The sequence below is a fragment of the Pseudomonas sp. 58 R 3 genome (assembly GCF_900006605.1).
Classification (GTDB): domain Bacteria; phylum Pseudomonadota; class Gammaproteobacteria; order Pseudomonadales; family Pseudomonadaceae; genus Aquipseudomonas; species Aquipseudomonas salomonii.
Genome location: NZ_CVTT01000052.1, coordinates 286,926 through 311,481, shown reverse-complemented (window position 1 = coordinate 311,481; position 24,556 = coordinate 286,926). Strand labels below are relative to the sequence as shown.

At 62.5% G+C, this 24,556-nt stretch carries 19 protein-coding genes and 1 pseudogene; 14 read left to right on the top strand and 6 right to left on the bottom strand.

What is annotated here, in order from left to right; all coding sequences use genetic code 11:
• Positions 1 to 16 precede the first annotated feature (16 nt).
• Positions 17 to 1,468, top strand: a complete 1,452-nt coding sequence (locus tag BFP92_RS15245) for an amidase (RefSeq protein WP_065930147.1) — start codon at positions 17 to 19, stop codon at positions 1,466 to 1,468.
• 388 nt (positions 1,469 to 1,856) lie between these two features.
• Here the strand turns inward: BFP92_RS15245 and BFP92_RS15240 are convergent, their stop codons facing one another.
• The 3 genes from BFP92_RS15240 to BFP92_RS15230 all read right to left on the bottom strand — a co-directional run bounded on the left by BFP92_RS15240 (position 1,857) and on the right by BFP92_RS15230 (position 5,361).
• Positions 1,857 to 2,420, bottom strand: a complete 564-nt coding sequence (locus BFP92_RS15240; RefSeq protein ID WP_065930146.1) for a cytochrome b — start codon at positions 2,418 to 2,420, stop codon at positions 1,857 to 1,859.
• Between the two features lie 82 nt (positions 2,421 to 2,502).
• Complete coding sequence (locus BFP92_RS15235) at positions 2,503 to 3,957, bottom strand: aldehyde dehydrogenase family protein (RefSeq protein ID WP_065930145.1); 1,455 nt, start codon at positions 3,955 to 3,957, stop codon at positions 2,503 to 2,505.
• Between the two features lie 27 nt (positions 3,958 to 3,984).
• A complete protein-coding gene (locus BFP92_RS15230; protein WP_065930144.1) occupies positions 3,985 to 5,361 on the bottom strand; it encodes an aspartate aminotransferase family protein in 1,377 nt (458 codons plus the stop codon).
• A 210-nt stretch (positions 5,362 to 5,571) separates the two neighbouring features.
• On the opposite strand from BFP92_RS15230, the gene BFP92_RS15225 reads away from it, so the two are divergent.
• Entirely contained in the window at positions 5,572 to 6,588 is a 1,017-nt protein-coding gene (locus tag BFP92_RS15225; RefSeq protein ID WP_065930143.1) for a helix-turn-helix domain-containing protein, read from the top strand.
• On the opposite strand, the gene BFP92_RS15220 is transcribed toward BFP92_RS15225, so the two are convergent.
• Both BFP92_RS15220 and BFP92_RS15215 read right to left on the bottom strand, forming a co-directional pair.
• Positions 6,536 to 8,674 (bottom strand): methyl-accepting chemotaxis protein, encoded by a 2,139-nt coding sequence (locus BFP92_RS15220; RefSeq protein ID WP_065930201.1) that lies wholly within the window; start codon positions 8,672 to 8,674, stop codon positions 6,536 to 6,538. The genes BFP92_RS15225 and BFP92_RS15220 overlap by 53 nt on opposite strands.
• Positions 8,675 to 9,002: 328 nt before the next feature.
• Positions 9,003 to 9,290, bottom strand: a pseudogene (locus BFP92_RS15215) (MFS transporter); the annotation flags it as partial.
• A gap of 308 nt (positions 9,291 to 9,598) precedes the next feature.
• Here BFP92_RS15215 and BFP92_RS15210 point away from each other — a divergent pair.
• From BFP92_RS15210 to BFP92_RS15200, 3 genes are all read left to right on the top strand, one after another.
• Entirely contained in the window at positions 9,599 to 11,047 is a 1,449-nt protein-coding gene (locus tag BFP92_RS15210; RefSeq protein WP_065930141.1) for an APC family permease, read from the top strand.
• Positions 11,048 to 11,128: 81 nt separating this feature from the next.
• Positions 11,129 to 12,550: an aldehyde dehydrogenase family protein gene (locus BFP92_RS15205; RefSeq protein ID WP_065930140.1), complete on the top strand. Its 1,422-nt coding sequence runs from the start codon at positions 11,129 to 11,131 to the stop codon at positions 12,548 to 12,550.
• Between the two features lie 53 nt (positions 12,551 to 12,603).
• Positions 12,604 to 13,926, top strand: coding sequence for an alginate export family protein (locus tag BFP92_RS15200; protein WP_170875841.1), 1,323 nt, complete (start codon positions 12,604 to 12,606; stop codon positions 13,924 to 13,926).
• Between the two features lie 26 nt (positions 13,927 to 13,952).
• Here the strand turns inward: BFP92_RS15200 and BFP92_RS15195 are convergent, their stop codons facing one another.
• Positions 13,953 to 14,711, bottom strand: coding sequence for an IclR family transcriptional regulator (locus BFP92_RS15195; protein WP_065930139.1), 759 nt, complete (start codon positions 14,709 to 14,711; stop codon positions 13,953 to 13,955).
• Between the two features lie 288 nt (positions 14,712 to 14,999).
• On the opposite strand from BFP92_RS15195, the gene BFP92_RS15190 reads away from it, so the two are divergent.
• The 9 genes from BFP92_RS15190 (at position 15,000) to BFP92_RS15150 (ending at position 24,470) form a co-directional block, all read left to right on the top strand.
• Positions 15,000 to 16,541 carry an acetolactate synthase large subunit gene (locus tag BFP92_RS15190; RefSeq protein WP_056858418.1) on the top strand — a complete coding sequence of 514 codons (1,542 nt, stop codon included), beginning with the start codon at positions 15,000 to 15,002 and terminating at the stop codon, positions 16,539 to 16,541.
• Between the two features lie 11 nt (positions 16,542 to 16,552).
• A complete protein-coding gene (locus BFP92_RS15185) occupies positions 16,553 to 18,043 on the top strand; it encodes an aldehyde dehydrogenase family protein (RefSeq protein WP_065930138.1) in 1,491 nt (496 codons plus the stop codon).
• 27 nt (positions 18,044 to 18,070) lie between these two features.
• A complete protein-coding gene (locus tag BFP92_RS15180) occupies positions 18,071 to 18,865 on the top strand; it encodes an SDR family NAD(P)-dependent oxidoreductase (RefSeq protein WP_065930137.1) in 795 nt (264 codons plus the stop codon).
• 12 nt (positions 18,866 to 18,877) lie between these two features.
• The gene (locus tag BFP92_RS15175) at positions 18,878 to 19,918 is read left to right on the top strand and encodes a VPS10 domain-containing protein (protein WP_065930136.1); all 1,041 of its coding nucleotides are present in this window, start codon (positions 18,878 to 18,880) and stop codon (positions 19,916 to 19,918) included.
• 11 nt (positions 19,919 to 19,929) lie between these two features.
• A complete protein-coding gene (locus tag BFP92_RS15170; protein ID WP_065930135.1) occupies positions 19,930 to 20,388 on the top strand; it encodes a VOC family protein in 459 nt (152 codons plus the stop codon).
• 15 nt (positions 20,389 to 20,403) lie between these two features.
• Positions 20,404 to 21,006: an amino acid synthesis family protein gene (locus BFP92_RS15165; RefSeq protein ID WP_065930134.1), complete on the top strand. Its 603-nt coding sequence runs from the start codon at positions 20,404 to 20,406 to the stop codon at positions 21,004 to 21,006.
• A 61-nt stretch (positions 21,007 to 21,067) separates the two neighbouring features.
• Complete coding sequence (locus tag BFP92_RS15160) at positions 21,068 to 22,675, top strand: bifunctional 3-(3-hydroxy-phenyl)propionate/3-hydroxycinnamic acid hydroxylase (protein WP_065930133.1); 1,608 nt, start codon at positions 21,068 to 21,070, stop codon at positions 22,673 to 22,675.
• Positions 22,672 to 23,478 (top strand): 2-keto-4-pentenoate hydratase, encoded by an 807-nt coding sequence (locus tag BFP92_RS15155; protein ID WP_065930132.1) that lies wholly within the window; start codon positions 22,672 to 22,674, stop codon positions 23,476 to 23,478. Before BFP92_RS15160 ends, BFP92_RS15155 begins: the two co-directional genes overlap by 4 nt.
• A 50-nt stretch (positions 23,479 to 23,528) precedes the next feature.
• Entirely contained in the window at positions 23,529 to 24,470 is a 942-nt protein-coding gene (locus BFP92_RS15150; RefSeq protein WP_065930131.1) for a helix-turn-helix domain-containing protein, read from the top strand.
• The last annotated feature ends 86 nt before the right edge of the window (positions 24,471 to 24,556 follow it).

Here is a 24,556-nt window from a genome sequence, read left to right as displayed (position 1 = left end):
TCAAGAGGAGATCAAAATGGACATCCACAACCTGCTGGACACCGAAGACGCCACGGGATTGGCCGAGTGGCTCCGGCGCGGTGAGCTACAACCCGGCGAACTGCTGGAGGCGGTCATCGATCGCATCGAACGGGTCGAACCGCAGCTCAACGCCGTGGCCGAGCGCTTGTACGATTCGGCCCGTGAGGCCGCACGCACAACGCGGTCCGGTGACGGGGTGTTTGCCGGCGTGCCGACCTTGATCAAGGACCTGTTCTCACCGGTCAACGGCGCGGCGATGACCAATGGTTCCCGGGCGCAGGGAGGCGCGCGCGCCCACTTCGACGCAGAACTCGTGACGCGTTTGCGCCGTGCCGGTTGTGTGATTGTCGGCACCAGCACCTCGCCCGAATTCGGCACCTCGTACTCCACCGAGTCCACGCGCTTTGGTGCCACCCGCAACCCCTGGAACATCAGCCACAGCGCGGGCGGCTCCAGCGGCGGCGCGGCAGCCCTGGTGGCGGCGCGCGTCGTGCCGTTCGCCCATGGCAACGACGGCGGTGGGTCTTTGCGCGTACCGGCTTCGTGCTGTGGGGTGTTCGGCCTCAAGCCGAGTCGCGGGTTGTTGCCTTCGGGGCCGATGATCGGCGAAGGCTGGGCGGGGATGGGCACGCCCCATGCCATCACCTTGTCGGTACGGGACAGTGCCGCGTTGCTGGATGCGACGGCGGGTATCGACCTGGGCGCGCCGTATGCCGCGCCCTTGCAGGCACAGCCCTATGTCTCGGCGCTGCAACGCGATCCACGGCCGTTGCGTATTGCGCTGGTGGAGCAACTCGGGCCGTGGTCGACGTCCAGCACGGTGCTTGAGTCCGTGCGCGCGACGGCCAGGCTGTGCGAATCTCTGGGTCATCGTGTCGAGCCGGTGAACCTGCCGGTGGTGCTGACGGAATTTCTCGATCAGGTCTTTACCATCATTGGCGCCAGCACCCGTCACTATGTCGACGTCTTGGGCCAGATGCGCGGCTTCGTGGTGCAGCCCGAGGAACTGGAAGCCCGTACTCGGATCATCTTGCGCAGCAAGGGCGAGGTCAGCGGAGCGCAGTACGCCGGCGCGGTGGAGTGGATCCATGCCTTGGGCCGTCAACTGGCGGTGTTCATGCAGGACTACGACCTGATCCTCACACCCACCCTGGCCCGTGAACCCGTATTGATCGGCGAGCTGGACCTGCAGGATGACCGCCTGAGCCTGGATGAGTTGATCGAGCGCTTCCATAGCTACTCGCCGTTCACCGCGCTGTTCAATGCCAGCGGGCAACCGGCGATGTCGGTACCGTTGCACTGGAGCGCGGCCGGGCTGCCGATGGGCGCGCACTTCGCCGCTCGTTTCGGAGAAGAACATACCCTGTTCGCCCTCGCCGCACAGTTGGAACGGGCCCAGCCCTGGCGGCAGCGGATACCGCCGATCAATGCCTATACCGCGCGCTAACCGGCCGGTTGGATTGGCAGCCCTTGCTAATGCCCGTCAGTTAAGGAGGAACACTGTAACTGTGGCAAACCCGCTCGCTACAGGTTATTAGTCGCCCGTTCTATCTCTTAACTGACCGGGCATAGCTTTCCCGCCGCCATGAGCTGGATTTCGCTGCGCAGGAGGTCGATCTGTTGGTGGATGGGGCCGTCGCGGATAACATCACGCTCTCGTCGCTGGTCGGTTTCTACAAGTCGCAGCAATGGCTGGGGAACGGTGGCCGGCAGAGCCGCGACGCATCCACCAGCACGTACATGCAGTTCATTGCGTGGGCGACGTTCTGAGTCGTCATTGAGGTTTGTTGCGGGTCCGAGCAGGCGTTGACGTTTTGCGTCAACGCTTCATCCTGTCAGAGCATGCGGCGCAACACGTCGTTGCGCGGGTCGCGGTCGTAGAAGCGGTGCTTGAGGGCGCCCGCCACATGCAGCACGATCAGGACCAGCAACGTGTAGGCGAGGACTTTGTGCAGCCATTGGAACACCGCGAACCAATCGTCATTCTTTGGCAACAGCTCCGGCAGGTTAACCCCAAAAAAGAACACCCCGTCGCTCATTGTGTAGGTGCTCGACATCGAATAGCCCATCAACGGCACGATCACCAGCAGTACATACATGACGCGCTGGGTCAGGCGGGACAGGAACCGTTCATACCCCGCCAGGGTTTCCAGTGGCTGCGGCAGCTTGGGGGTGCGAAAACGCACGGCGAGCTGAGTCAGGACCACCAGGAACGTCAACACCCCGAAGGACTTGTGCCACGGATAATAGAGCTCGAATTTGCTCGCCACTTCATCGTTCATGCCGGTCATGTGCCAGCCGACCCACAGCAAGCCCAGGACGAGCACGGCACGCACCCAGTGCAACACGCGCAGGGAGGTCGGGTACCGATCGATTGTCGGTTGATCTATTGGGTTCATATCAGGCTCTCCACGGAGCGAAGCACGGTTCAATGGCCACCCTCAATGTTGAAGGGTGGCTCGGTCAGGACAGCGCGTGCGCTCAGCCCGGCAGCAGCACGGTGATGACTTTCTCCTCGGTGTAGGCCAGCGCGCCGCTGAGCCCGCCTTCGCGCCCGATGCCGCTGGTCTTGACGCCGCCCCAGGGCAGATTGGCGTCCAAGGGGCTCCAGCAGTTGATGCCCACGGCGCCGGCTTTAATCGCCGCCGCGACACGGTGCGCCCGCACCAGGTCGCTGGTCCAGACCGTGGCCGCGAGGCCGTAGCGGCTGTCGTTGGCCAGGGCGATCGCTTCATCTTCGCTGTCGAACGTAATGAGTGTGCCGACGGGACCGAAGATCTCGTCTCGGGCGATGTCCATGTCGTTGCGGGCGTTGGCGAAGATGGTCGGCCGCACGAACCAGCCCTGCTCAGGGGCCGATACGCCGCCGGCCAGCAGCGTTGCGCCTTGGTCGATGCCCAATTGAATGTAGCGGTTGACGCGATCGAATTGCGCCTTCTTGGCCACCGGACCCATCTGTACGCCGGGCGTTCGAGGATCGCCGACGTTCACCGCCTGTGCGGCCTCGGCCAGCGCGGCGCCGAAACGTTCGGCGAGGCTGCGCTGCACCAGGATCCGCGAACCGGCTGCACACACCTGGCCCTGGTTGGCGAAAAGACCGAGCGTACAGCCGCGCAGGGCGTCGTCGAAGGAGGCATCGTCAAACACAATCTGTGGGCTCTTGCCGCCCAGCTCCAAGGCCACGCGCTTGAACAACACACCGGCGGTGCGCTGGATCTCGCGCCCGGCCTCGGGGCTGCCGGTGAAGCTGATCTTGGCGACATCCGGATGCTCGCACAGGGCGCGACCCACTTCATTGCCGTAGCCGGTGACCACGTTGATCACGCCGTCCGGGAAGCCGGCTTCCTGCGCCAGCAGTGCCAGGTGCAAGGCTGACTGCGGGGTTTCTTCCGATGGTTTGATCACGACGGTACAGCCTGCCGCCAGCAACGCGGCGAGCTTCCACACCGTGATCATCAGCGGCGAGTTCCAGGGCACGATGGCACCCACTACGCCAACGGGTTCGCGCACCGTGTACGACAGGGTTTTGGTGCCGAAGTAGCCACCGGTGGGAATGGTACGACCTTCGAGTTGGTTGGCCCAGCCGGCGGCGGCGCGCAGGTTGGCAATCGCGTTGGGCAGGTCCATTCGGCGCGGTTCGATGGGGGAGCGTCCGATAGCGTTGGCGTCCAGATCGGCCAGCCGTTCACTGTCGCGCTCAACCAGGTCGGCCAGTTTTGACAACAGTCGGCCACGCTGGGCGCCGTCGAGTTGGCTCCACTCGCCACCATCGAGTTGCCGGCGTGCAGCCGCCACGGCACGGTCCACGTCCTCGCGGGTGCCGCGCGCGGAGCTGCCATACACCTGCTCGGTCACGGGGCTGACCAGGTCGATACGACGACGGTCGAAGGCCTCGCTGGGCGTACCTTCGATGAAATGATTCAAGTGCTCAGTCATGTTGCGGTCCTCGAATAGTGGGCAGGTTCACGCCTTGAGGGACGCCAGGGCGTCGCCGAAGATGTCCAGTGCCTTGAAGAACAGTTCGCGGGAGATCGTCAGCGAGGGCATCACGCGCATCACGTTGCTGTAGCGGCCGCAGGGAATCATCAGCACGCCGTGGTTGAGCAGGTAGCCCATCAGTTGGCCGATCTTCTCGCCCGCCAGGGGCGCCTTGGTGAGCGGGTCTTCGATCAGTTCGATGCCGATCATCAGGCCGCGCCCGCGCACTTCACCGACCAACGGGCTGTTGAAACCACGAATATGCGCTTGTGCCTCGAGCCCCAGCGTGTGGGCGCGGTTGAGCAGGTCGAGTTCGGGATCCTGGAGGATGCTGATGTTGGTCAGTGCCACCGCGGCCGACAACGAGTTGGCGGCGAATGTGTTGGGCATGGAACCGTCGGGGATCTTCGCCGCCAGGTCGGAGCGCATGATCAGGCCGGCCATAGGCAGGTCGCTGCCGATGCCTTTGCCGAAGGTGAGCATGTCGGGCTTCACGCCGGAGTGTTCGACCGCCCACATTTTGCCGGTGCGGCCGGCGCCGGACTGTACTTCATCAACAATCAGCAGTGTGCCGCTGCGGTCGCAGGCTTTGCGCAGCAACTGCAGGAATTGCGGCGATGGGGGCACGTAGCCGCCTTCGCCCTGTACCGGTTCCACGATCACGGCCGCCACGTCATCGGCGGCGGTGTAGGGCGTGTTCAACAGGTAGTCGATGTACTCGCCGGCGATTTGCTCGGCGCTTTTGTGGGTGGTGTCGAAGGGGAAGCGGTAGGCGTAAGGGTAGGGCGCATGAATCACGCCGCCCATCTGCGCGCCAAAACCCTTGCGGTAGGCCGTGCCGGTGGTCAGCGAACCCGAAGCGTTCCACACGCCGTGGTAGCCGCCATGGAAGGCGATGATCTGGTGCCGCCCGGTGATGCGCTTGGCAAACTTGATCGCCGCCTCCAGCGCATCACTGCCGCTTTGTGTGAAGAAGGTGATGCAGTCGCCACGCAAACCGTCGGGCGCGATTTCGGACAGCTTGGCGGCCAGCTCGGTACGCCGGGTGCTGTTGATTTCCAGGGCATGCATCAGCACTTCGGACTGTTCGCGAATCGCCTGCACCACTTTGGGGTGGCAGCGGCCTACGCTGCTGACACCGACGCCGGCGGACAGGTCGATGTAGGTGTTGCCGTCCGGGTCCTTGAAGGTTGCGCCGAAGGCACGGTCCATGGCGATCGGCATGCGTCCGCCGCCGCGTGCCATCGACTCGGTACGCGCCGAAAGCGCCAGGGCCTCGCACGTTTTGGGGCCGGGGAGCGTGCTGGAGGTGATGTGCGGTGCTTCGGCGAAATGCAGGGCTGCAAGCTTGGCTTCACTCATGACGGATTCTCTGCGATGTTGATTGATGTGGCCTGATCATCTACGCGACGCGGGTAAGGCTGGTAGCCCGAATCGGCACATGTGGGGCGCCGACGCAGGTGAGCCGGCGTGAGCTGAAGCTCTGACGAAATTTGCATTAATTGCGCTATGTGAGAATATCTATAAATAAATCGACCTTAAAATAAAAAATATCCGAGGGTATCGCTCATTATGAGAAATAACAGCGTCGGTCATTTTAAGGATGTTCACGTTCATGCGGCCAACGTGCAGCAGTGGAACCAGGACTACAGCCAGTTAACCGCCGGTTCGACCGAGAGTTCGCTGATGCAGTTGACCACCGGCGGTTGCCACGTTTTCCTTGAGCAGATCAACCAGCGTGTCGTGCAGCACGGTGTCGCGCCGCGGGGCAAGATGTGCTTCGCGGTGCCGATCAACGTGCCCGGCTCGATGCGAATGCAGGGGCGCGAGGTGGACGACAGCAGCCTGTTCTTTCTGCGCGGTGGCGAGGAGTTCATGTTTCATATGCCGATGGGCATGCAGCTGCTGTCCATCACGTTCGAGCGTGAATTGTTCGAGCAGGCGCTGGCGCAAACCGCGTCGGCCAAGGATGTGAGCCTGTTGCTGCGTCAGCCGGTGATCAGGGTTTCCAGCCAACGTTTCGCCGATGCCCGTCGGCGCTTGCTGGCGGTGTTCGCCCAGGCGATGGCCAGCGATGCTCACGACAGCGCGCAAGAGCGGCAACACGACGAGGCGCTGGAGCAGGCCATGCTCAGCGAGTTGATGCAGCTCATGACCGATCCGGCCTGCGATAAGCAGCAGCGCACGAGCAGTTCCACGCGCAGTTTTATCGTCGAGAAATGCCACCGCATGGCGACCACCGGACTGTTCGACGTGCCCAGTGTGTTCGAGCTGTGCGAACGCCTCCAGATCAGCCGGCGCACGGTGCAGAACAGCTTTCGCGCCGTGGCCGAGACCACGCCGCTGAACTACCTTCGCTGTGTGCGGCTCAATGGCGTACGCCGCACCTTGATGTCCACCCAGGCCGCGCACCTCTCGATTGGCGATGCCGCGGCCCAGTGGGGGTTCTACCACCTCAGCCATTTTGCGGCTGAGTACCATGCGCTGTTCTCCGAATTACCGTCCCAGACATCACGCGCCGCCATACCGCCGTGTGTTACACGCGGAACTGATCCATCAGCTTCATCTGTTGATTGGCCCGCGCGTTGAGCTGACTGCTGATCTGCGCCGACTCGGCGGCCTGTTCCGTCAGGGTCTCGGTCACGCCACGGATGGTCGAGACGTTGCGATTGACCTCTTCGGCCACCGCACTTTGCTCCTCCGCCGCACTTGCAATCTGCAGGTTCATGTCGCTGATCACGGTAACCGCGTCGCTGATCTTGCCAAGCGCCTGCACGGCCTGATGGATCTGCCCGGCGTTGTCGTGGGCGAGCGTCTGGCTGGAATGCATGGTCGCCACCACGCCCCGCGTGCCGGTTTGGATGCGTTCGATGACCATGCGGATTTCCTCGACGGAGTCCTGGGTGCGCTTGGCCAGGTTGCGGACTTCATCGGCCACCACCGCAAAACCCCGGCCGCTTTCCCCGGCACGCGCCGCTTCGATCGCAGCGTTGAGTGCCAGCAGGTTGGTTTGCTCGGCAATGCTGCGGATCACTTCCAGCACCGAACCGATCTGCTCGCTGTTGACCGCCAGCGCTTCGACTTCCGTCACGGCCTTGCTGACCTCGCGGGCCAAAGCATTGATGTCCTGGGTGCTGCGCTCGATAAGGGTGATGCCCTCTCTGGACGCCTGGTCGGCACCGCGCGCTGCCTGGGCGGCACTCGAGGCGCTGTGGGCGACTTCATGGGCGGTGGCGCTCATTTCGTTGGACGCGGTTGCCAGTTGATCGATCTCGCGAAACTGCACCTGCATCCCTTCACTGGTCAGCCGCGCAATTTCCGAAGACTGGTCGGCGGTACCGCGCGCATCGGTAATGCTCTGCTTGATCTGCGCGACGGTGGGCTGCAGTTTGTCGAGAAAACGGTTGAACCAACTCACCAGTTCGCCCAGTTCATCTTTCTTGCGGTAGTGCAGGCGTTGGGTCAGGTCGCCGTCGCCACTGGCAATTGCCTTGAGCATCTGCGCGACACTGTTGATCGGGCGCGTCACCCCGGAGGCAGTGAACCAAATGAGCAGCAGGCCCAACAGCCCGGCGCCGATGGCCACCAGCAATGACTTCAGCGTGTCGCGGGTTTGGGTCTGGTCAAGCAAGGTCTGAAGTGCTGCCGAGTCGGCCAGCAGTACCTGTTTGGGCAAATCAATGACCACTCCCCAGGCCGGCGCGTCGGGGATAGGCGCGACGGGGTAGACGGCGCGGATCAAATCATCCTGGGCCAGCACCAGCGGTTTTTTTTGCGTCAATGCCGCGAGTATCGCCTTGCTTTGCTCACCCAATGTGACGCTGAGCGGCTTGGCGACCTGGCCGGCATCCTTGCTGTAGGCCGCGAGCACGCCGCTGTCGGACACAATCAGCATGCTTCCCGAACCGTTGAACAGCATGCGCTGGGCATCGCTTGCGGCCGCTTGCAGGGCGCCGAGTGCGAGGTCAACGCCCAGGGCGCCGATCACTTTGCCATTGGCAATCAACGGTATCGACAGCGTGGTCATCAGTTGTACCTGCCCGGCCTGGGTGTCGGCATAGGGCGCCATCAGGCAGGTGCGCCGTGTGTCGCGCGGGCAGGTGTACCAACTGTTGTAGGGGGTGCCGCTGATGCTGAGATCGGTCTTATGCAAATCGCTTTCGGGAATCAGTATGTTCACCGACTCGCCAGCGCCCCGGTTCCAGGCACTGGCAAAGCGGCCGGTTTCGTTGGAGGCGCGCGCGGCGTCGTTGGCGAATGCGCTGTCTTGACCCTCCAGCGCATTCGGCTCGAAAACCAGCCACAGCCCGAGTATCTGCGGATTGCGCTCGAAGGTTGCCTTGAGACTCTGGTTCAGCTCCTCACGCAACGTCGCGGCCGGCAATCCGCGCTGCGCGGCCATGTTACGCAAATGTGCCGCCTGGTCGGACAGGGCGGTAATGAGCAGCAGGCTGTTGCCGAAGACCCGCTGCAGGTTACCCGTCTGCTCGGCGGCCTTGGCCAGCAGCAGGGTCTCGCCGCTCTCGGTGAGCATCTTGCTGCTGGACGTACTGATCAACCGGTTGTTCTGGTTACTCTGATAGAGGTTCAGGCTGACGATCAGACCGATTACGCCCAGAAGGCACAGGCCGGAAAGCAGGATGATTTTCAAACGGATGGAGAGGGCGTCGAGCATCGGAGTATCTCGCAGGTGAACAGCATGCTTGTTGACCATCAGTTGGCCCGGGCCACTGACTTCTTATTGGGTATGTCATATATCGGCCGGTCTCGGGTGTTAGCGAGGCCGGTTCGGTAATTCTCTCTTTATCGCGCTATGACGGGCGTCTGCCGGCTGAACTTGACCAGCAGCGCCGCAACCAACAACAGGCTGCCTGCCAGCGTCACTCCGGCGGCACCGCCCAGCTCGAAGGAAACCTCCTCGATAGACGCGGCCATACCGGCCTTATCGGTGGGGACGCTGAGCATGAGTTGCACAGCAACACGTACGCCAGCATGCCGGTGGCCGAGAGCAGCAGCGCCGCCAGCACAATCGGAACGTTGATCAAAAACACCGAGCCCCACCAGAAATGCTCCAGCAGCAAGCCGCCCACGACCGGACCGAGCGCCGCACCGCCGGAGGCCACCGACGCCCAGATACCAAATGCCATGGCCTGTTCGCGCTCGTCGCTGAACGTCAGCCGGATCAGGGCCAGGGTGGGCAAGGCGGTGTACAGCACGGTCATATCAATGACGATGAGCAGCAATGCGCTGGACATAATGGCGAGGATCAGCCAGCGGTGCTTGGAGGGCATAGTGTGGGCTCGATAATTGAATGGCCAACGCCGGCAGCTTCAGGTCAGCCAGGCATAGGACGGGTGAACCTAGCATGCACGAGCGCGCACCCGCGGCGTTATCCCAAATCGGCGGGGGAATAAGTCGGCCCTGACCTGTTTTGGGGCGCTGACCGCGATGTTACCGATTTGGGATAGCGAGGGTTGTGTGGGCGGGCATAGGATCGAATCCAGCGTGCAACCTCAAGAATAAAAGCGCTACCCGGCACCGATAGCGGCTGGATCGGGGCCACCCCACAGCGACTGCCTCATACAATAAGGTCAAGAACATGAGTGTAACTATGCCGGTCAACAGCTCTACAGAGCTCAAGCGTGGCGCCCTGGGTGTCGGCTTCATCATCTTCTTTGTGATTTCGGCGGCAAGTCCGCTTAGCGTGATTGCGGGTGGGTTCCCCATTGGCATCATGCTAGGCAACGGTGCCGGCACCCCAGCGTTACTGCTGCTGGCCTTGCTGGTGCTGTTGGCGTTCTCGGTGGGTTACACCACCATGTCCCGCCATGTCACCAACGCGGGCGGTTTCTACGCCTTCACCTCTCGTGGCCTGGGCGGCCTGGTCGGCGGCTCGGCGGCAGTGCTGGCGATGTTCGCCTACAACATCCTGCAGATCGCCCTGTATGGCATGTTCGGTGGCGTGGTCGCCGGCACCATGGAAAGCGTGGCGGGTGTGATATTGCCCTGGTGGTCCTATTCGCTGATGGCGATGGCCAGCATTGCGTTTCTCGGCTATCGCAAGATCGACCTCTCGGCACGGGTACTGTCGTTGGTGGTGATCGCTGAATACCTGGCGATCCTGATCCTCGACTTCGCCATTCTGAAAAACGGGGGAGACAGCGGCGTCAATCTCGACTCGTTCACCCGTCAGCATGTGTTCAGCGGCACTCCGTCCATCGGCCTGCTGTTCTGCTTCGCCGCCTTTATCGGCTTCGAGGCCACCACCATCTACGGTGAAGAAGCGAAAGACCCCCAGCGTACCATCCCGATCGCCACCTACAGTTCGGTGTTGCTGATCGGCGGGTTCTATGCGCTGTCGGTGTGGTCGATGGTAGTGGGTGTGGGCGCGGACAAGATCGTGCCGATGCTGCAAGCCATGCAAGACCCCACCACCTTTATCTACGGCATGTCCGATCACTTCGTCGGCCCGCACCTGACCCAGGTCATCCGCGTGCTGTTCATGGTCAGCATCTACGCCGGGCTGTTGGCGTTTCATAACGCTGCGGCGCGCTACTTCTACGCTATCGGCCGTGACGGCCTGCTGCACAGCATGCTGGGCACCACTCACCGCGTGCACCAGAGCCCGCACATGGGGTCTGCCTTGCAGAGCCTGATCGCGGCCGTGGTGGTATTGATCTTCGCCGCGATGGACGCCGACCCGATCCTGCAGCTGTTCGCCTGGTTCTCCAACCTGGCAACCCTGTGCGTGATCCTGCTAATGGCGATGACCTCGTTCGCGATCTGCGTGTATTTCCATCGGCACCCCGAACTCAAGGTCGGCCTGCTGCGCGGGCGCATTCTGCCGGTGCTGTCGTGCCTGGCATTGCTGAGCGTGCTGGTACTGGCGGTGGCGCATTTCGATGTGCTCACGGGGGCCAGCCAGCTCTTGTCCTACAGCTTGTGCGCGGTGATTCCCGCAGCCCTGATGGGCGGCCTGTATCTCGCCGCGCGCCTGCGCAAGGTGTCGCCGCAGCGGTTCCTGGCCCTGGGCAGTCACAAGCTCTAAGGCCTGGTTCGAAACCTCTCTCCTGTGAATTGTTCGCTGCCGTTGTGCGGCAGGGCTCGTCTGCGTTAAAGGAAATTGCATATGCACCATTACAAGATGCTCATCAACGGCGTTTCGGTTGCCGGTGAAAACGGCCAGTTTGACGTGATCAATCCGGCCACCGGCGCCGTATTCGCCCAATGCCCGGCCGGCTCGCTGTCCCAGTTGGACGAGGCGGTGGCCGCCGCTCAGGCCGCTTTCAAGACCTGGCGCCACAGTACACATGGGCAGCGCTGTGAGCACCTCAATGCTATTGCCGATGCGATTGAAAAGGACGCTGATGCACTGGCCCGGCTGATCGTGCAGGAACAAGGAAAACCGCTTGAGCTGGCGTTTTCCGAAGTCATGGGCGCCGCCGCCTGGACCCGCTACGCCGCCGGGCAGGAGATCGCCGTGGAGCTGGTGGAAGAAACCCCGACCCAGCGCATCGAACTGCACCGCAAGCCCTTGGGTGTGGTGGCGTCCATCACGCCGTGGAACTGGCCGTTCATGATCGCTGTGTGGCACATCATGCCGGCGCTGCGCGCGGGTAACTGCGTGATCAGCAAGCCATCGAGCCTGACGCCGCTTAGCACGTTGCGCCTGGTCGAAATCATCGGGCGCCATGTGCCCCACGGTGTGATCAACTGCGTGACCGGCGAGCAGGGTTTCGGCAGCGCGATCACGTCGCACCCGGGGATCCAGAAGATTGTGTTCACCGGCTCCACCGCCACCGGCCAAAGCGTGATGCGCGGGGCCGCCACCAACCTCAAGCGCCTTACCCTGGAACTGGGCGGCAACGACGCGGCGATTGTATTGCCGGGTACGTCGGTGGAGGAGGTGGCCGAAGAGATCTTCCAGGCCGCCTTCCTCAACATGGGCCAGACCTGCGCCGCACTCAAGCGCTTGTACATTCACGAATCCCAGTACCAGGCGTTTGCCGAGGCCCTGACGCGGATTGCCGAGCGCCAGGTGGTCGGTGATGGCCTGGAGCCCGGCGTCAACTTCGGCCCGGTGCAGAACCTTGATCAACTGCAACTGGTGGACGCCCTGATTGCCGATGCGCGGGCACACGGTGCGCGGGTGCTGTGTGGCGGCGCACGCCTGGATCGTCCTGGTTTTTTCTACCCGCCCACACTGGTGGCGGATGTGACCGATGGCCAGCGTCTGGTCGACGAGGAACAGTTCGGGCCGGTATTGCCGCTGATCGCTTATCAGGATGTCGAGGATGTGTTGCGTCGCGCCAATGCCGGCGACATGGGCCTGGGCGGTTCGGTCTGGGGCCCGGACGTTGAGCAGGCGCAGGCATTGGCCAGCCGTCTGGAGAGTGGCGTGGCCTGGGTCAACTGCCACGCGCGCATTCAGCCGAACACGCCGTTCGGCGGCAGCAAGATGTCCGGCTTCGGCGTCGAGTTCGGCCTGGAAGGGTTGCTGGAATTTACCGGCCAGCAGTTGCTGTTCGTCAACAAGCGCGCAGCCGAATAACGCCTCAACAACTAAGACAGCCTCTCAAAAGGCGCACCCAAGGAGCTTCGATCATGCGGTATCCCTCCACGTCATTTCTCAGCGGTACGTTGGCCTGTACGTTGACGCTTTGCGCCATCAGCCAGGCCCAGGCCTATGAGTTGTACAGCGATGAGAGCCGGCATCTGAATGCCGACATGACCGCCGTGTTCGGCATGTTCAACAGCCGTAAGAACTATGACGGCACGCCGGGCGGTTCGACCTGGCGCGAAGGTTTCATCAAGTATGGTTTGAGCGGCGACCAGTCCCTGGCCGGCAATGGCACCGCCTATGGCGCCTTCGCGCTCGTCAGTTCCGCGACCTGGGGTGACGGCGACCCGGCCGGCAATACCCTGGGCAGCGAACGCACCACCAAAATCGAAGATGCGTACCTGGGTTGGCGCTCCGGCGACCTGTTTCCGGCCCTGGGCAAGGATGGCGTGGACATTTCCGGCGGTCGCCAGGTGGTCAAGCTCGGCAGTGGCTTCCTGATCAACGACGACGGTCCGAACCTGGGCAAGGGCCCGGCCAATGGCACGATGAACCGTGGCGGTGCGTATTACCTGGCCGCGCGGCACGCCTTCGATCAAACCGCGTTCCTGCGGCTGGGCGGCAAGGATGGTCTGCACGGCAGCCTGTTGTGGCTCAAGTCCGATAACCGCGCCCAGGCTGAAACCGAAGTGGCCGCCGGTACCCTGGATTACACCACCAAGCCGGGCACACTGGGCTTGACCTGGGTGCACGGCATCGATGTGAACGAACGCTGGGCCAGTGATTTTCAGCGCCAGCGCAAGGGCATGAATGTCTACAGCGTGCGCGGCGAAGGCGACGCAGGTCTGCCGAATGTCAGCCTGGCGTTCGAATATGCCTGGCAGGACAAGGACACCGGCCCCGAAAAAGCCTGGTACGGCGAAGCCGGCTACACCTTTGCCGATGTCGCCTGGGCGCCAAAGGTCAGCTACCGCTACACCCGCTACTCACAGCAGTGGGATTCGCTGTTCACCGGCTTGAGCACTGGCTATGGCACCTGGCTGCAGGGCGAAGTCGCGGGCAACTATGCCGGGCCGTTCAATAGCAACACCAGCATCCAGCACGTGGCCCTCAAGGCCACGCCTCTGGAAAACCTGACCCTGGGTGCGCTGTACTTCGACTTCGACACCGTGCGCAAAAGCAATGCGCTGAATCTCAATGCTCGGGAGCTGGATGTATACGCCGAGTGGGCCGTCAACCCGCACCTGATCGTCACGCCGCTGATCGGCCTCTACAAGCCCAAGCAGGACGCCACCACGGGCGGCAACCAGGTCGCCGGCAACGGCACCAACGTTTACAGTCAGTTGACCATCGCCGTGCCGTTCTAGCCCACCGCCGCCGCCGCGCCTGAACCTCAGGATGCGGCGGCGCCCGGCGGATTGCGCAGGTTCTCGGCAATCCGGCGGGTGGTGTCCATGACCATTTCAATCACGGTTTCCTGGCGCAGCAGCTTGAAGCTCTGGGTGCTGCCGACGGCGGACAGGCTGCCGATCACCTCGTCGATATCCGGCTGGATGATGGGCGCGGCGATGCCGGTCAGGCCGAGGTTGAGTTCATCATGGGTCATGCAGTACCCATCCTTGCGAATCTTCTTTGTGGCCTTGGCAAAGCTGGCCCAGTCGTACGGGCTTTCCGGGTCGCTGGCCATATGCTCTTCGAACAGACGCTGCAGGCGTCGACCTTTCTGGAAAGCGATCAATACCTTGGACTGCGCGCCGCGAAAAAAGGGCAGCGGATGCCCGCGCCCGAAGGAGAAGTGATACGTGTCGGTGGGTTCGGCAATGTAGGTGTTGATGATGCGCCCGTCGTAGAAGACGCTGGCGAACACCGCCAGGCCGGTCTGCGCCGACAGCTCGTGCATCAGCTCGCGCCCCGCCAGAAGGATGGGGTCGTACTGGCGCATCATCCAGTCCAGCTCGATCACGCGCGGCCCCAGGCCGTAGTGGCCGGCGTCCACGCGGGTCAGCAGGCCGGCGTCGCACAATTCCTTGACATAGCGATACGCGGTGGCGCGCGACAGGCCCATGCGCTCGGCGATGGTGTCCGGGTCGATCTTCAACGTCGCCGGACCGAACAGGTCCAGGACATTCAGCAATTTACTCAGGCTGCTCATTTCGTTCCTAGAGAAGGGATGGCATGCGGGTAAGCACTATAGGCGAAAACAGCGCAGATCCAATGCGGGAGCGGTCTTGCGCGTGAAAGCGGTGGGCCAGTGATGGAAGTTACTGACAAACCGCATTCTCGAACAAGCCCGACCCTGCAGGTCGACAGACTAAGCTTTTCAGGTTTTAAATTCACTTAAATCTCACATAAAGAGATTATCTGCATTAAATTCTTGCTTGGTGAGATATATTGTGTGATAAATCTCAACAAAGAAAACGCTCAAGCGAGAGGGCTGACAATGAATGGCGCGCAACTGATAGTGAATGCGGCAGCGGCAAGCGGTATCGAGTACTGCTTCGCCAACCCCGGGACCACCGAGATTCCTCTGGTGGCCGCCATGGCCAGCGCACCTGCTCTCAAGCCGGTGTTGTCGCTGTTCGAAGGGGTCTGCACCGGCGCCGCTGACGGCTATGGCCGGATCGCCGGCAAGCCGGCAATGACCCTGACTCACTTGGGCCCGGGCTTTGCCAATGGCATCGCCAACCTGCATAACGCGCGTCGGGCCAATACGCCGATCGTCAACGTCATCGGCGATCACGCCTCTTGGCATGTCAACTACGATCCGCCCTTGGCCAGCGACATCCAGGCCTTGGCCGGTGCTGTCTCCGGCTGGGTGCGCACCTCGCGCACCGCGTCGGGAATCGGTGAGGATTTACAGGAAGCCGTGCGTGCGGCTTGGCAGGCCAAAGGCCAAATCGCCAGTTTGATTCTGCCCATGGACCTGCAGGCTCACGCAGTGACGCACAACGGTGTGTTCGCACCTCTGCGCGCACCGGTTCGCCGGTTTGCCAGTGACCGGATCGAAACCGTGGCGCAGGCATTGCGTGACGGCAAGCGGCTGGTGTTCATCGTCGGCGATGAGGGCTTATCAGTCGCGGGACTGGAAGCGGCGGGGCGCCTGGCGCAACTGCCCGGCGTGCGCCTGTTTGCCGAGACCTTTCCGCGCCTGAGTTACCGTGGCGGTGGCTTGCCGGACCTGGATCGCCTGCCGTATTTCCCGGAGGTGGCGATTGAAATTCTGGAGCAGTACGACCTGGTCATTTGTGCAGGCGTACCCGAGCCCATCAGTTACTTTGGCTACGAAGGTATCCCGTCGCGCCTCGCCGAACGTGAACGCCTGCTGACGCTGGCGGAAGTCGGTGACGATGTTTCGGGCGCGCTGACGGCGTTGGCCGATGCCCTGAACGCACCGGCCTATGTGCCGACCCCGGAGGGTATCGAACTGCCGCCCGGTCATGCCGAGCTGACGCCACAATCCATCGGCCAAGTGCTGGCCGCGTCACTGCCCGAAGACAGCATCGTCTCGGTTGAGGGCGGCACCTGCGGCTATCCGTTCTTTACCGCCTCCGCCCGCGCCGCGCGGCATCGGGTATTGACCAATACCGGTGGCGCGATTGGCCAGGGGATTCCGGTGGGGTTCGGTGCCGCCTTGGCGGAGCGCGGCAATAGCGTGTTCTGCCTGCAATCGGACGGCAGTGCCCAGTACACCATTCAAACCCTGTGGAGCATCGCTCGGGAGCAGTTGCCGGTGGTGATCCTGATTGCCGCCAACCATCGCTACGCGATTTTGCAGAACGAGCTGCGCCGTTTCGGCATGACCGAAATGGACCCGCAAGCCCTGCGCCTGACCGTGCTCGACAGCCCGCGTATTGACTGGAAGGCCCTGGCCAAAGGCTACGGGGTACCGGCCTGCACGGTACAGACCAATGCCGAACTGCAACGGGCGCTGGTCAATGCCAAGGCCGACCGTGGTCCTTGCCTGATCGAAATGGCGCTGTGAAGGAGTCGACTATGTATCAGCCCGAATTATTACCTGCCGTCCAAGCGTTCCTGGCGCAGCCCGGTCGCCTGTTCATCGGCGGTACGTGGCAGGACGCCGCCAGCGGTCGCCGCTTTGCCGTGGAAAACCCGGCCACTGAACAGACCCTGGCCGAAGTCGCCCAAGGCGATGAGCGTGATGTGAATGCGGCCGTTGCGGCCGCGCGCGCAGCCTTCACCGGCACCTGGGCCTTGCAGTCACCGGCGCAGCGCGGCCTGTTGCTGTTTCGCCTGGCCGATCTGTTGGACCAGCACCGTGAGGAACTGGCGCAACTGATCACCCTGGAGAACGGCAAACCTATCGCCAACGCGCGCGGTGAAGCGGCCAGCGCGGCGAATATCATTCGCTACTTTGCCGGCTGGCCCACCAAGATCGAAGGCAGCACGCTGCCCGTATCACCGGCCAGCGGCGCGCCGATGCTCAACTACACGTTGCGCGAACCGGTGGGGGTCTGCGCGCTGATCGTGCCGTGGAACTTCCCGTTGACCATGTGCGTTTGGAAGCTCGGCCCCGCGTTGGCCACCGGTTGCGTGGCGGTGCTCAAGCCCGCCGAGCAGACGCCGCTGATCGCGATCCGCCTGGTGCAACTGATCGAGGCGGCAGGCTTTCCCGCCGGCGTCGTCAACCTGATCACGGGTCTTGGCGCCGACACTGGTGCACCGCTGGCACAGCACCCCGACGTAGACAAGATCGCCTTTACCGGCTCGACCCAGGTCGGGCGGCTGATCGCCCAGGCGGCCACCGTCAACATGAAAAAGGTCTCGCTGGAGCTGGGCGGCAAGTCGCCGAACATCATCCTGCCCGACGCCGACATTGCGCGCGCCGCCAAGGGGGCCGCCGATGGGATTTTCTACAACCAGGGCCAGGTATGCACGGCGGGCTCACGCCTGTACGTCCACGCCAGTGTGCTCGACCAGGTGCTCGAAGAACTGCAGCGCCACGCCGCCGCCTATGTCCTGGGCAATGGCCTGGACCCGGCCAACAGCATGGGGCCGTTGGTGTCCGCGCGGCAGTTGAACACCGTCAAGGGTTACCTGCAGCGGGGCCAGGAGGAGGGCGCCGAACTGATCTGCGGCGGCGGTCGTCCGGATCACCTGGAGCGTGGTCACTTTATTGCGCCGAGCGTTTTCCTCGACCGTGCCGAGCGCGCCTGTGTGGCCCGCGAAGAAATCTTCGGCCCGGTACTGACCGTCATGAGCTGGACCGAAATCGATGAACTGGTGCTGCGCGCCAACGATTCGCCGTATGGCCTCGCCGCTGGCCTGTGGACCCGCGACTTGCGCTCGGCGCACCGCGTGGCTGCACAGCTCAAGGCTGGCTCGGTCTGGATCAACTGCTGGAACGTGGTCGATCCCTCTTCACCGTTCGGTGGCTACAAACAATCCGGCTGGGGCCGGGAGATGGGTAAAAACGTGATCGATGCCTACACCGAGACCAAAAGCGTGTTTGTCGATCTGGCCTGAACTGAATAATCACACGAGGTAATTGCTATGGATCTGGAATTGAAAGGCCGCGTGGCCATTGTCACCGGTGGCGGTATGGGCATCGGCAAGGAAGTCGCGCGTTTTCTCTCCGAGGAAGGCTGCAAGGTGGTGATTTGCGCGCGGCGCATGGCGTTCCTGCAACTGGCGGCCGAAGAGATCACTGCACAGACCGGCAATGAAGTACTACCGCTGTTCTGTGACACCAATGACATGAAGGCCGTGTCGGAGATGGTCGAGGCGGCGTACAAGCACTTCGGCCGTATCGACATCCTGGTCAACGGTGCGGCAGCGCCATCGGGTGTGGTGCGCAATGACATCGAACACGCCGGCGATGATGAGTTGCTGTCGGACCTCAACACCAAGGTGATCGGCTACTTCCGTTGCGCCAAGGCCGTGACCCCACACATGAAGGCGGGCGGCTTCGGTCGCATCATCAATATCGGCGGCCTCACCGGGCGCAGCAGCAAAGTGCTTTCGGGCATGCGCAACCTGGCCATCGCCCACATGACCAAGACCCTGTCCGACCAGCTCGGCCCGTCGGGCATCACGGTCAACCTGATTCACCCCGGCGTCGTCGATACCCCGCATATCCAGGAGCTGTACGAGCGCGAAGCAGTCAAGCAGGGCAAGACCGCTGAGCAGGTGGAGCAGGCCTACATCGACGCCACACCGATTCGCCGCACCCTCGCACCGATTGAAATGGGCTGGCTGATTGGCTTCCTCGCGTCGCCAAAAGCGGCGGCGGTGACCGGCGAATCCATCGGCATCGACGGCGGTTTGACCCGTGGCATCTATATCTGAGGAGTATCACAGATGAGTAATGGAACCCTTCTGGTCGCCACCGTCGGGCAAGCGGTGATCCGCAGCGCCGACGATGGCAAGACCTGGCATCGCCTGGGCCTGGGGCAGGACCTGGAGTTCGATGCGATCACCCGATCCTTGAGCCTGCACCCCGATGCGCCCGAGCGGATCTATGCCGGAACCGATGTGGGCTTGTGTGTGAGCCACGATACCGGTGGGCATTGGCAACGCATCGATTCGCCTTTCAACGGGCAGACCGTGTGGAAAGTTGCGGTTGACCCGCAGGATGCACAACGGATTTTCGTCGGCACCGGCGCGCCTTCGCGTGCCGTGTTGTGGCGCACCCTGGACGGCGGCCTGAGCTGGGATCGCGCCCCGGTGGATATCCCCGAGTTCTGCGATGGTGTCAGTCGTCCGCGCCTGCTGGCCTTCGCCTATGACCCCACCGACCGCAATCAGCTGTGGTTTGGCCTGGAAGAGGGTGGCCTGTTCCATTCGCGCGATGGCGGCGACAGTTGGACCCGCGTCGATGACCGACTGCTGTGGGACTACAACTCGGACATCCACAACATTGTGGTACTGCCCAATCACGGCAAGAAAGTCATCGTGGTGGTCTGCGTGAATGCGGTCTACCGCAGCCTGGACGAGGGTCTGACCTGGACCGGCATTATCGGTCGCGAAGCCTTCGGCCTGTACTACTTGCGCGCCATGAATGCGCCGCTGGGCACGCAAGACGAGCTGTACCTGAGCATTTCCGATGGTACGCCGGGCACCACCAGCAAGATCCTCGTCTCCCATGATGCCGCCCTCAGCTGGAACGTGCTGCCGTTACCGCAGCAGCCCAATTCCTGCGTCTGGGCGATTGCCTTCAACCCGGCCAACCCGCGCCAGATGGTGGCGGGCACCAAGTATGGGCACTTGTTTACGTCCGACAACGGCGGTGATGGCTGGCAGAAGCACTGGCGCGAATTCAGCGAGATCGCAGACGTGCTATGGACGCCTGCCGTGGCGCAAATCAAGGCCGGGCATCAATCCATCGTCAAGAAAAACTGAGGTAAACAGTGATGAAAGTCGAAATCCTTCGAACTCACTTATCGCTCTGGGTGAGTGATCCTGATGTGTCGGCGCGCTGGTATGCCGACATTCTGGGCATGCACGAAAGTGCCCGTGGCGAGAGCTGGGTGATGATGGCGTTTGGCACCAAGCATCACGACATCGCGTTGATTCGCGCAGAACCCGGCGCCCACCAGGGCGGGCTGGGGCTGCAGCACTACGGATTGGAAATCGCCGGTGACATGACCACCTTGCGCCAGCTCTACGGCATGCTGCTGAAGAAGGGAGTGGAGGTGGTGAAAATTACCGATCATGAAATCGGCAACGGCCTGTATTTCAACGACCCCGATTGCAATCGCATGGAGTTTTTTCTCGAAACCGAGCACGACGACGCGTGCGGCAAGGCCCGTTTCAAGGCCGCCGGTGCGCCGAGTCGCAACATCACGCTTGACCCACTCGACCCCCTTTGAACAGAGGCAGCCCCGATGAAAACCGCAAATTTCGCCAGCTATCACATCCGCAAATGGTACAGCTTCGTTGAAGAGACCCTGGCCAATGAAACCGGCCAGTTGGCCGATGGCGAGCCGGTGTTCAAATACGCCGTCGCTGCAGTGATCGCCAACCCGTATGCCGGCCGTTACAGTGAAGACCTTTCGCAATTGATCGAGCCGTCGCCGCTGCTGGGTGAAGAGTTCGGCCGGCGCATCCAGGCCCTGGCCGGTTCGCGTCAGATTGAAAGTTACGGCAAGGCCATCCTGGTGGGCAGCGCAGGCGAGTACGAGCACGGCAATGCGTTCCTGACCAACCCGGCCGCCGATCCGATCCGCGTCGCCCTGGGCGGTGGCAAGTCGTGGGTGCCTTCCACCGGCAAGCGGGGTGGCCCAGGTTCGACCATCGACGTGCCGCTGGCGCACAAGGATGCCCTGTACGTGCGCTCGCACTACGACAGTTTCTCGGTGACCTTCGGCGACGGCCCTTCGCCGGATGAGATCGTCGTGATCTGGGCCTTCGCCACGCGCGGACGCCTGCATGCGCGGTTGGGCGGGCTCAAAGCCGAAGACGTAAAGGGCCTTGACGGTCTGCACTGATAAGCGCACAGGATCAAGCGGTGCTGGACCCAAACCACAACAAGAAAAGCGGTGAATAGCGATGAAGCAGGAGAAGACCCAGGTTGTCATCGTGGGCGGTGGCCCCAACGGCATTACGGCCGCGCACTATATGGGAATGTACGGTGTCGACTGCGTCGTCCTTGAGCTGGCCGACGGCATCCTGCCTTATCCTCGTGCAGTGGGCATGGACGATGAGGCGTTGCGTGTGCTGCAGGGCATCGGCATCGCCGAGCTGGCGGTGCGCGACATGATCTGTGACGTGCCGCTGCGCTATTACAACGCACGCGGTGTGTGTTTCGCCGAGGTCAAGCCGAGTGCCGCGCAGTACGGCTGGCCGATGCGCAATATCTTCATGCAGCAGTTGCTCGAAGGTACCCTGCGTGAACACCTCGGCCAGCATGCCAGCGTTGAGCTGCGTCAGGGCCACCAATTGCTGGAACTCGAGCAGGATGCCGAGGGTGTGACCCTTCAGGTGCGCGATGCCGAAGGCGAGATCTACCAGCTTCAGGCCGACTATGTGATCGGTGCCGACGGCGGACGCTCCACCGTGCGCAAAAAGCTCGGCATCGAACTGCTTGGGCTGACCCATCCGCGCAAATGGGTGGTGGTCGACACCGCCAACGACACACTTGATGCGCCCTACACAGCGCTGCATGCCGACCCGCAGCGGCCCTTCGTGTGCATCTACCTGCCTTACCAGCAGCGACGCTGGGAATTCATGCTGATGGAGGGCGAGGACGAAGCGAAAATGTGCGAAGAGGCGACGATTCGCAAACTGATCCACGGGCATATCGGCGATGCCGTGAACAACCTCAACATCATCCGTATTCGTGCCTATACCCACCACTCGCGGGTCGCGGCGCGCTTTGTCGAAGGGCGTGTGGCACTGGTGGGCGACGCCGCGCATATCTCCCCGCCGTGGGCCGGGCAGGGTCTCAACTCGGGCCTGCGCGACGTGGCCAATGTGGCCTGGAAACTGGCAGCGATCATCCAGGGCCGCGCGGCGCCGTCGATCCTCGCTACCTACGACCAGGAGCGGCGTGGTCACGCGACTGAACTGGTGGCTCTGGCCGACAACATGGGGGCGGTACTCGGCTTGACTAACCCGCTGATGGCTGGCGTGCGCGACTGGCTGTTCCAGGCGGTGAACAGCGTGGATAACCTGCGCTCGCACTTGCTGGAATTCAAGTTCAAACCCAAGGCCACTATCACCAAGGGCTTGGTTTATCACGAGCGGACCGAGTTGCGTGAGGACGATCTGGTCGGGCAGTTGTTCATCCAGCCGAACATTGAAGACGACCAGGGCCAGCGGCGGCGCCTGGACGAGGTGCTCGGCAATGGTTATGCCGTGCTGGGGTATCGCGTGAACCCGCGTGAGCATCTCAGTGAGGCGATGGCCGAGTATTGGACGCGCTGGGATACACGTTTCATCCAGGTCAATCGTTCGCGCAGCGGCGTCGGGCGGAACCAGCCGTTGAAAGCCAATGATGCCTTGAGTGTGGAGGACGTGGATAACCGCTTGGGCGAATGGTTCTCCAAGGTGCGCGACTGCATCGTCGTGGTGCGTCCGGACCGCTTCGTCGCCGCCATCACCACGCCTGAGCGGCTTGAGGGCGTGCTGCGCAAGCTGGCGGAGCAACTGTCATGAGTGGCGTTGATGAGTTGCTCGACCAACTGCACGAGGCCGGGCATAGCGCCCGGGCCATCGCACCGTTGCCGCCCGAGGCACTGGACAAGCAGCAAGGTTACTCCCTGTTGCGCCAGGGCTTGGCCCAGCGCCTGGCAGGTGGCGAGCGCCTGAGCGGTTGGAAGGTGGCCTTTGCCGGCCGGGCGGCGCAGGCGCGTTTTGGCCTCGACGAACCGGTGTATGGCGCGCTCACGTCGGCCATGGCGGTCGAGCCGGGCAGCGCGGTGTCGTTCGAGCGGCTGATCCAGCCCAAGCTTGAGGTTGAACTGGCGCTGGTGTTCGGGCGGCCCCTGGCGCCAGGCGATTACCCTGACGAGGAGATTCTGGCGGCAATTGCCGAGGTGGCCCCGGCCTTCGAAATCGCCGACTGCCGCTGGCAGGGCTGGGCTTTCGGGCTGGGTGCGTTCCTGGCTGATAACGCCGCCGCAGGGCTTTACTGTGTCGGGCCGCGCGTGTCGTTCGATGCGGTGCGGCATGCGTGCGTGGAGTATCGCCTGGAGCATGACGGCGCATTGCTCGGCAGCGGTGATACCCAGGCGCGCGAAGACAACCCTCTGTTCAACCTGTGCTGGCTGGTGCGGCGTCTGTTGGCGGACGGTTATCCCGTGGACGCCGGGCAGGTCGTGTTGTCCGGTGCATTGCTGGCACCGCTGGATATACGACCGGGCGCTTATCGTTTGCGCATGCTTGGCACGGAACTGGCTTTGGATTTCCACCCAGGCCTCGTGCCTGCGCAATCGCCAGCGACTGTTATGGATGACTGAGCCCGCCTTCAGGCCAAAAACAACAATCTGGCCGCCGAGGAATGACGCATATGCTCGCCGAAGTCCGTACCTTCAATGACTCTCAACAGCACGCCGGCTCGATCCAGGGCTGGCAGCAGGTGTATGACCAACTCGGGCGTGGTTGCCTGACCAGCGAACTGTGGCAGTTGTCCGGCGATCGTTTCCAGATCTTCCAGGAGGTGCTGGACAAGCGCGTGGTGCAGCATGGCCGCTCGCCCAAGGGGCGCTTGTGTGCGGCCATGTCACTGGGCAGCCCGCCGGTGGTTCAAGGCCAGCAGGTGAGCGCGCAAAGCGTGGTGCTGTTGCGTGACGGCGAAGAGTTCGTGTTGCATGCGCCGCAAGGCACGCACTTTTTCGCACTCAATGTCGATGCCGTGCGCTTTGCCAAACTGGCCGCCTTCGAACTATCCAACGATCAGCTCAAACGCCTGACCAGCGTGTCTGCGCTCAGCGTGGATGAAACGTTACTGTTGCGCATTCGCCAACGCATCCACCCGCTGTTTCGTCACTTTTTGGAACATGCAGGCGCTATAAGCCCGGCCTCGGAAAAGATGCTGGAAGACGAATTGCTTGGCGCGTTCCTCGATCTGTTCAGCCATGCCAGCGACGAGGTGCGCTGCCGGCGTGGCAATTTCGCCGTCAGTGCCTACCTGGTCAGGCGCAGCCAGGAATTGATCATTGCCAGCGGCGATACGCCGTTGAGCATTCTTGATCTGTGTGAACAGCTGCACGTCAGTCGCAGGACCCTGCAAAATAGTTTCCAGGCCGTCACCGATATGCGACCGGTCGAATACCTGCGCAATTTGCGCCTCAACGCCGTCAGGCGACAGTTGATCGCAACCCCTGCGAGCGAGAAAAACATCGGTGAGATCGCCGTGGCCATGGGTTTTTTTCACCTGAGCCATTTCGCCACGCATTACCGTGAGCTGTTCGGTGAATCGCCGTCCGAAACACGCCGAGCGTCATACTGACACGACAAAGCGCGTGCCAATGCGGGTGGATCTTCAACGTTGCCAGGATGACGCAAGGAAACACACATCGGCGCAAAGTGCATCGC

Excerpts from the sequence above, each read along its gene's own strand:
- BFP92_RS15205 (WP_065930140.1), top strand. The coding sequence starts at position 11,129 with ATGCACCATTACAAGATGCTCATCAACGGCGTTTCGGTTGCCGGTGAA.
- BFP92_RS15245 (WP_065930147.1), top strand. The coding sequence starts at position 17 with ATGGACATCCACAACCTGCTGGACACCGAAGACGCCACGGGATTGGCC.
- BFP92_RS15180 (WP_065930137.1), top strand. The coding sequence starts at position 18,071 with ATGGATCTGGAATTGAAAGGCCGCGTGGCCATTGTCACCGGTGGCGGT.
- BFP92_RS15150 (WP_065930131.1), top strand. The coding sequence starts at position 23,529 with ATGCTCGCCGAAGTCCGTACCTTCAATGACTCTCAACAGCACGCCGGC.
- BFP92_RS15235 (WP_065930145.1), bottom strand. The coding sequence starts at position 3,957 with ATGACTGAGCACTTGAATCATTTCATCGAAGGTACGCCCAGCGAGGCC.
- BFP92_RS15160 (WP_065930133.1), top strand. The coding sequence starts at position 21,068 with ATGAAGCAGGAGAAGACCCAGGTTGTCATCGTGGGCGGTGGCCCCAAC.
- BFP92_RS15185 (WP_065930138.1), top strand. The coding sequence starts at position 16,553 with ATGTATCAGCCCGAATTATTACCTGCCGTCCAAGCGTTCCTGGCGCAG.
- BFP92_RS15175 (WP_065930136.1), top strand. The coding sequence starts at position 18,878 with ATGAGTAATGGAACCCTTCTGGTCGCCACCGTCGGGCAAGCGGTGATC.
- BFP92_RS15225 (WP_065930143.1), top strand. The coding sequence starts at position 5,572 with ATGAGAAATAACAGCGTCGGTCATTTTAAGGATGTTCACGTTCATGCG.
- BFP92_RS15210 (WP_065930141.1), top strand. The coding sequence starts at position 9,599 with ATGAGTGTAACTATGCCGGTCAACAGCTCTACAGAGCTCAAGCGTGGC.
- BFP92_RS15170 (WP_065930135.1), top strand. The coding sequence starts at position 19,930 with ATGAAAGTCGAAATCCTTCGAACTCACTTATCGCTCTGGGTGAGTGAT.
- BFP92_RS15230 (WP_065930144.1), bottom strand. The coding sequence starts at position 5,361 with ATGAGTGAAGCCAAGCTTGCAGCCCTGCATTTCGCCGAAGCACCGCAC.
- BFP92_RS15155 (WP_065930132.1), top strand. The coding sequence starts at position 22,672 with ATGAGTGGCGTTGATGAGTTGCTCGACCAACTGCACGAGGCCGGGCAT.
- BFP92_RS15220 (WP_065930201.1), bottom strand. The coding sequence starts at position 8,674 with ATGCTCGACGCCCTCTCCATCCGTTTGAAAATCATCCTGCTTTCCGGC.
- BFP92_RS15190 (WP_056858418.1), top strand. The coding sequence starts at position 15,000 with ATGAATGGCGCGCAACTGATAGTGAATGCGGCAGCGGCAAGCGGTATC.
- BFP92_RS15240 (WP_065930146.1), bottom strand. The coding sequence starts at position 2,420 with ATGAACCCAATAGATCAACCGACAATCGATCGGTACCCGACCTCCCTG.
- BFP92_RS15195 (WP_065930139.1), bottom strand. The coding sequence starts at position 14,711 with ATGAGCAGCCTGAGTAAATTGCTGAATGTCCTGGACCTGTTCGGTCCG.
- BFP92_RS15200 (WP_170875841.1), top strand. The coding sequence starts at position 12,604 with ATGCGGTATCCCTCCACGTCATTTCTCAGCGGTACGTTGGCCTGTACG.
- BFP92_RS15165 (WP_065930134.1), top strand. The coding sequence starts at position 20,404 with ATGAAAACCGCAAATTTCGCCAGCTATCACATCCGCAAATGGTACAGC.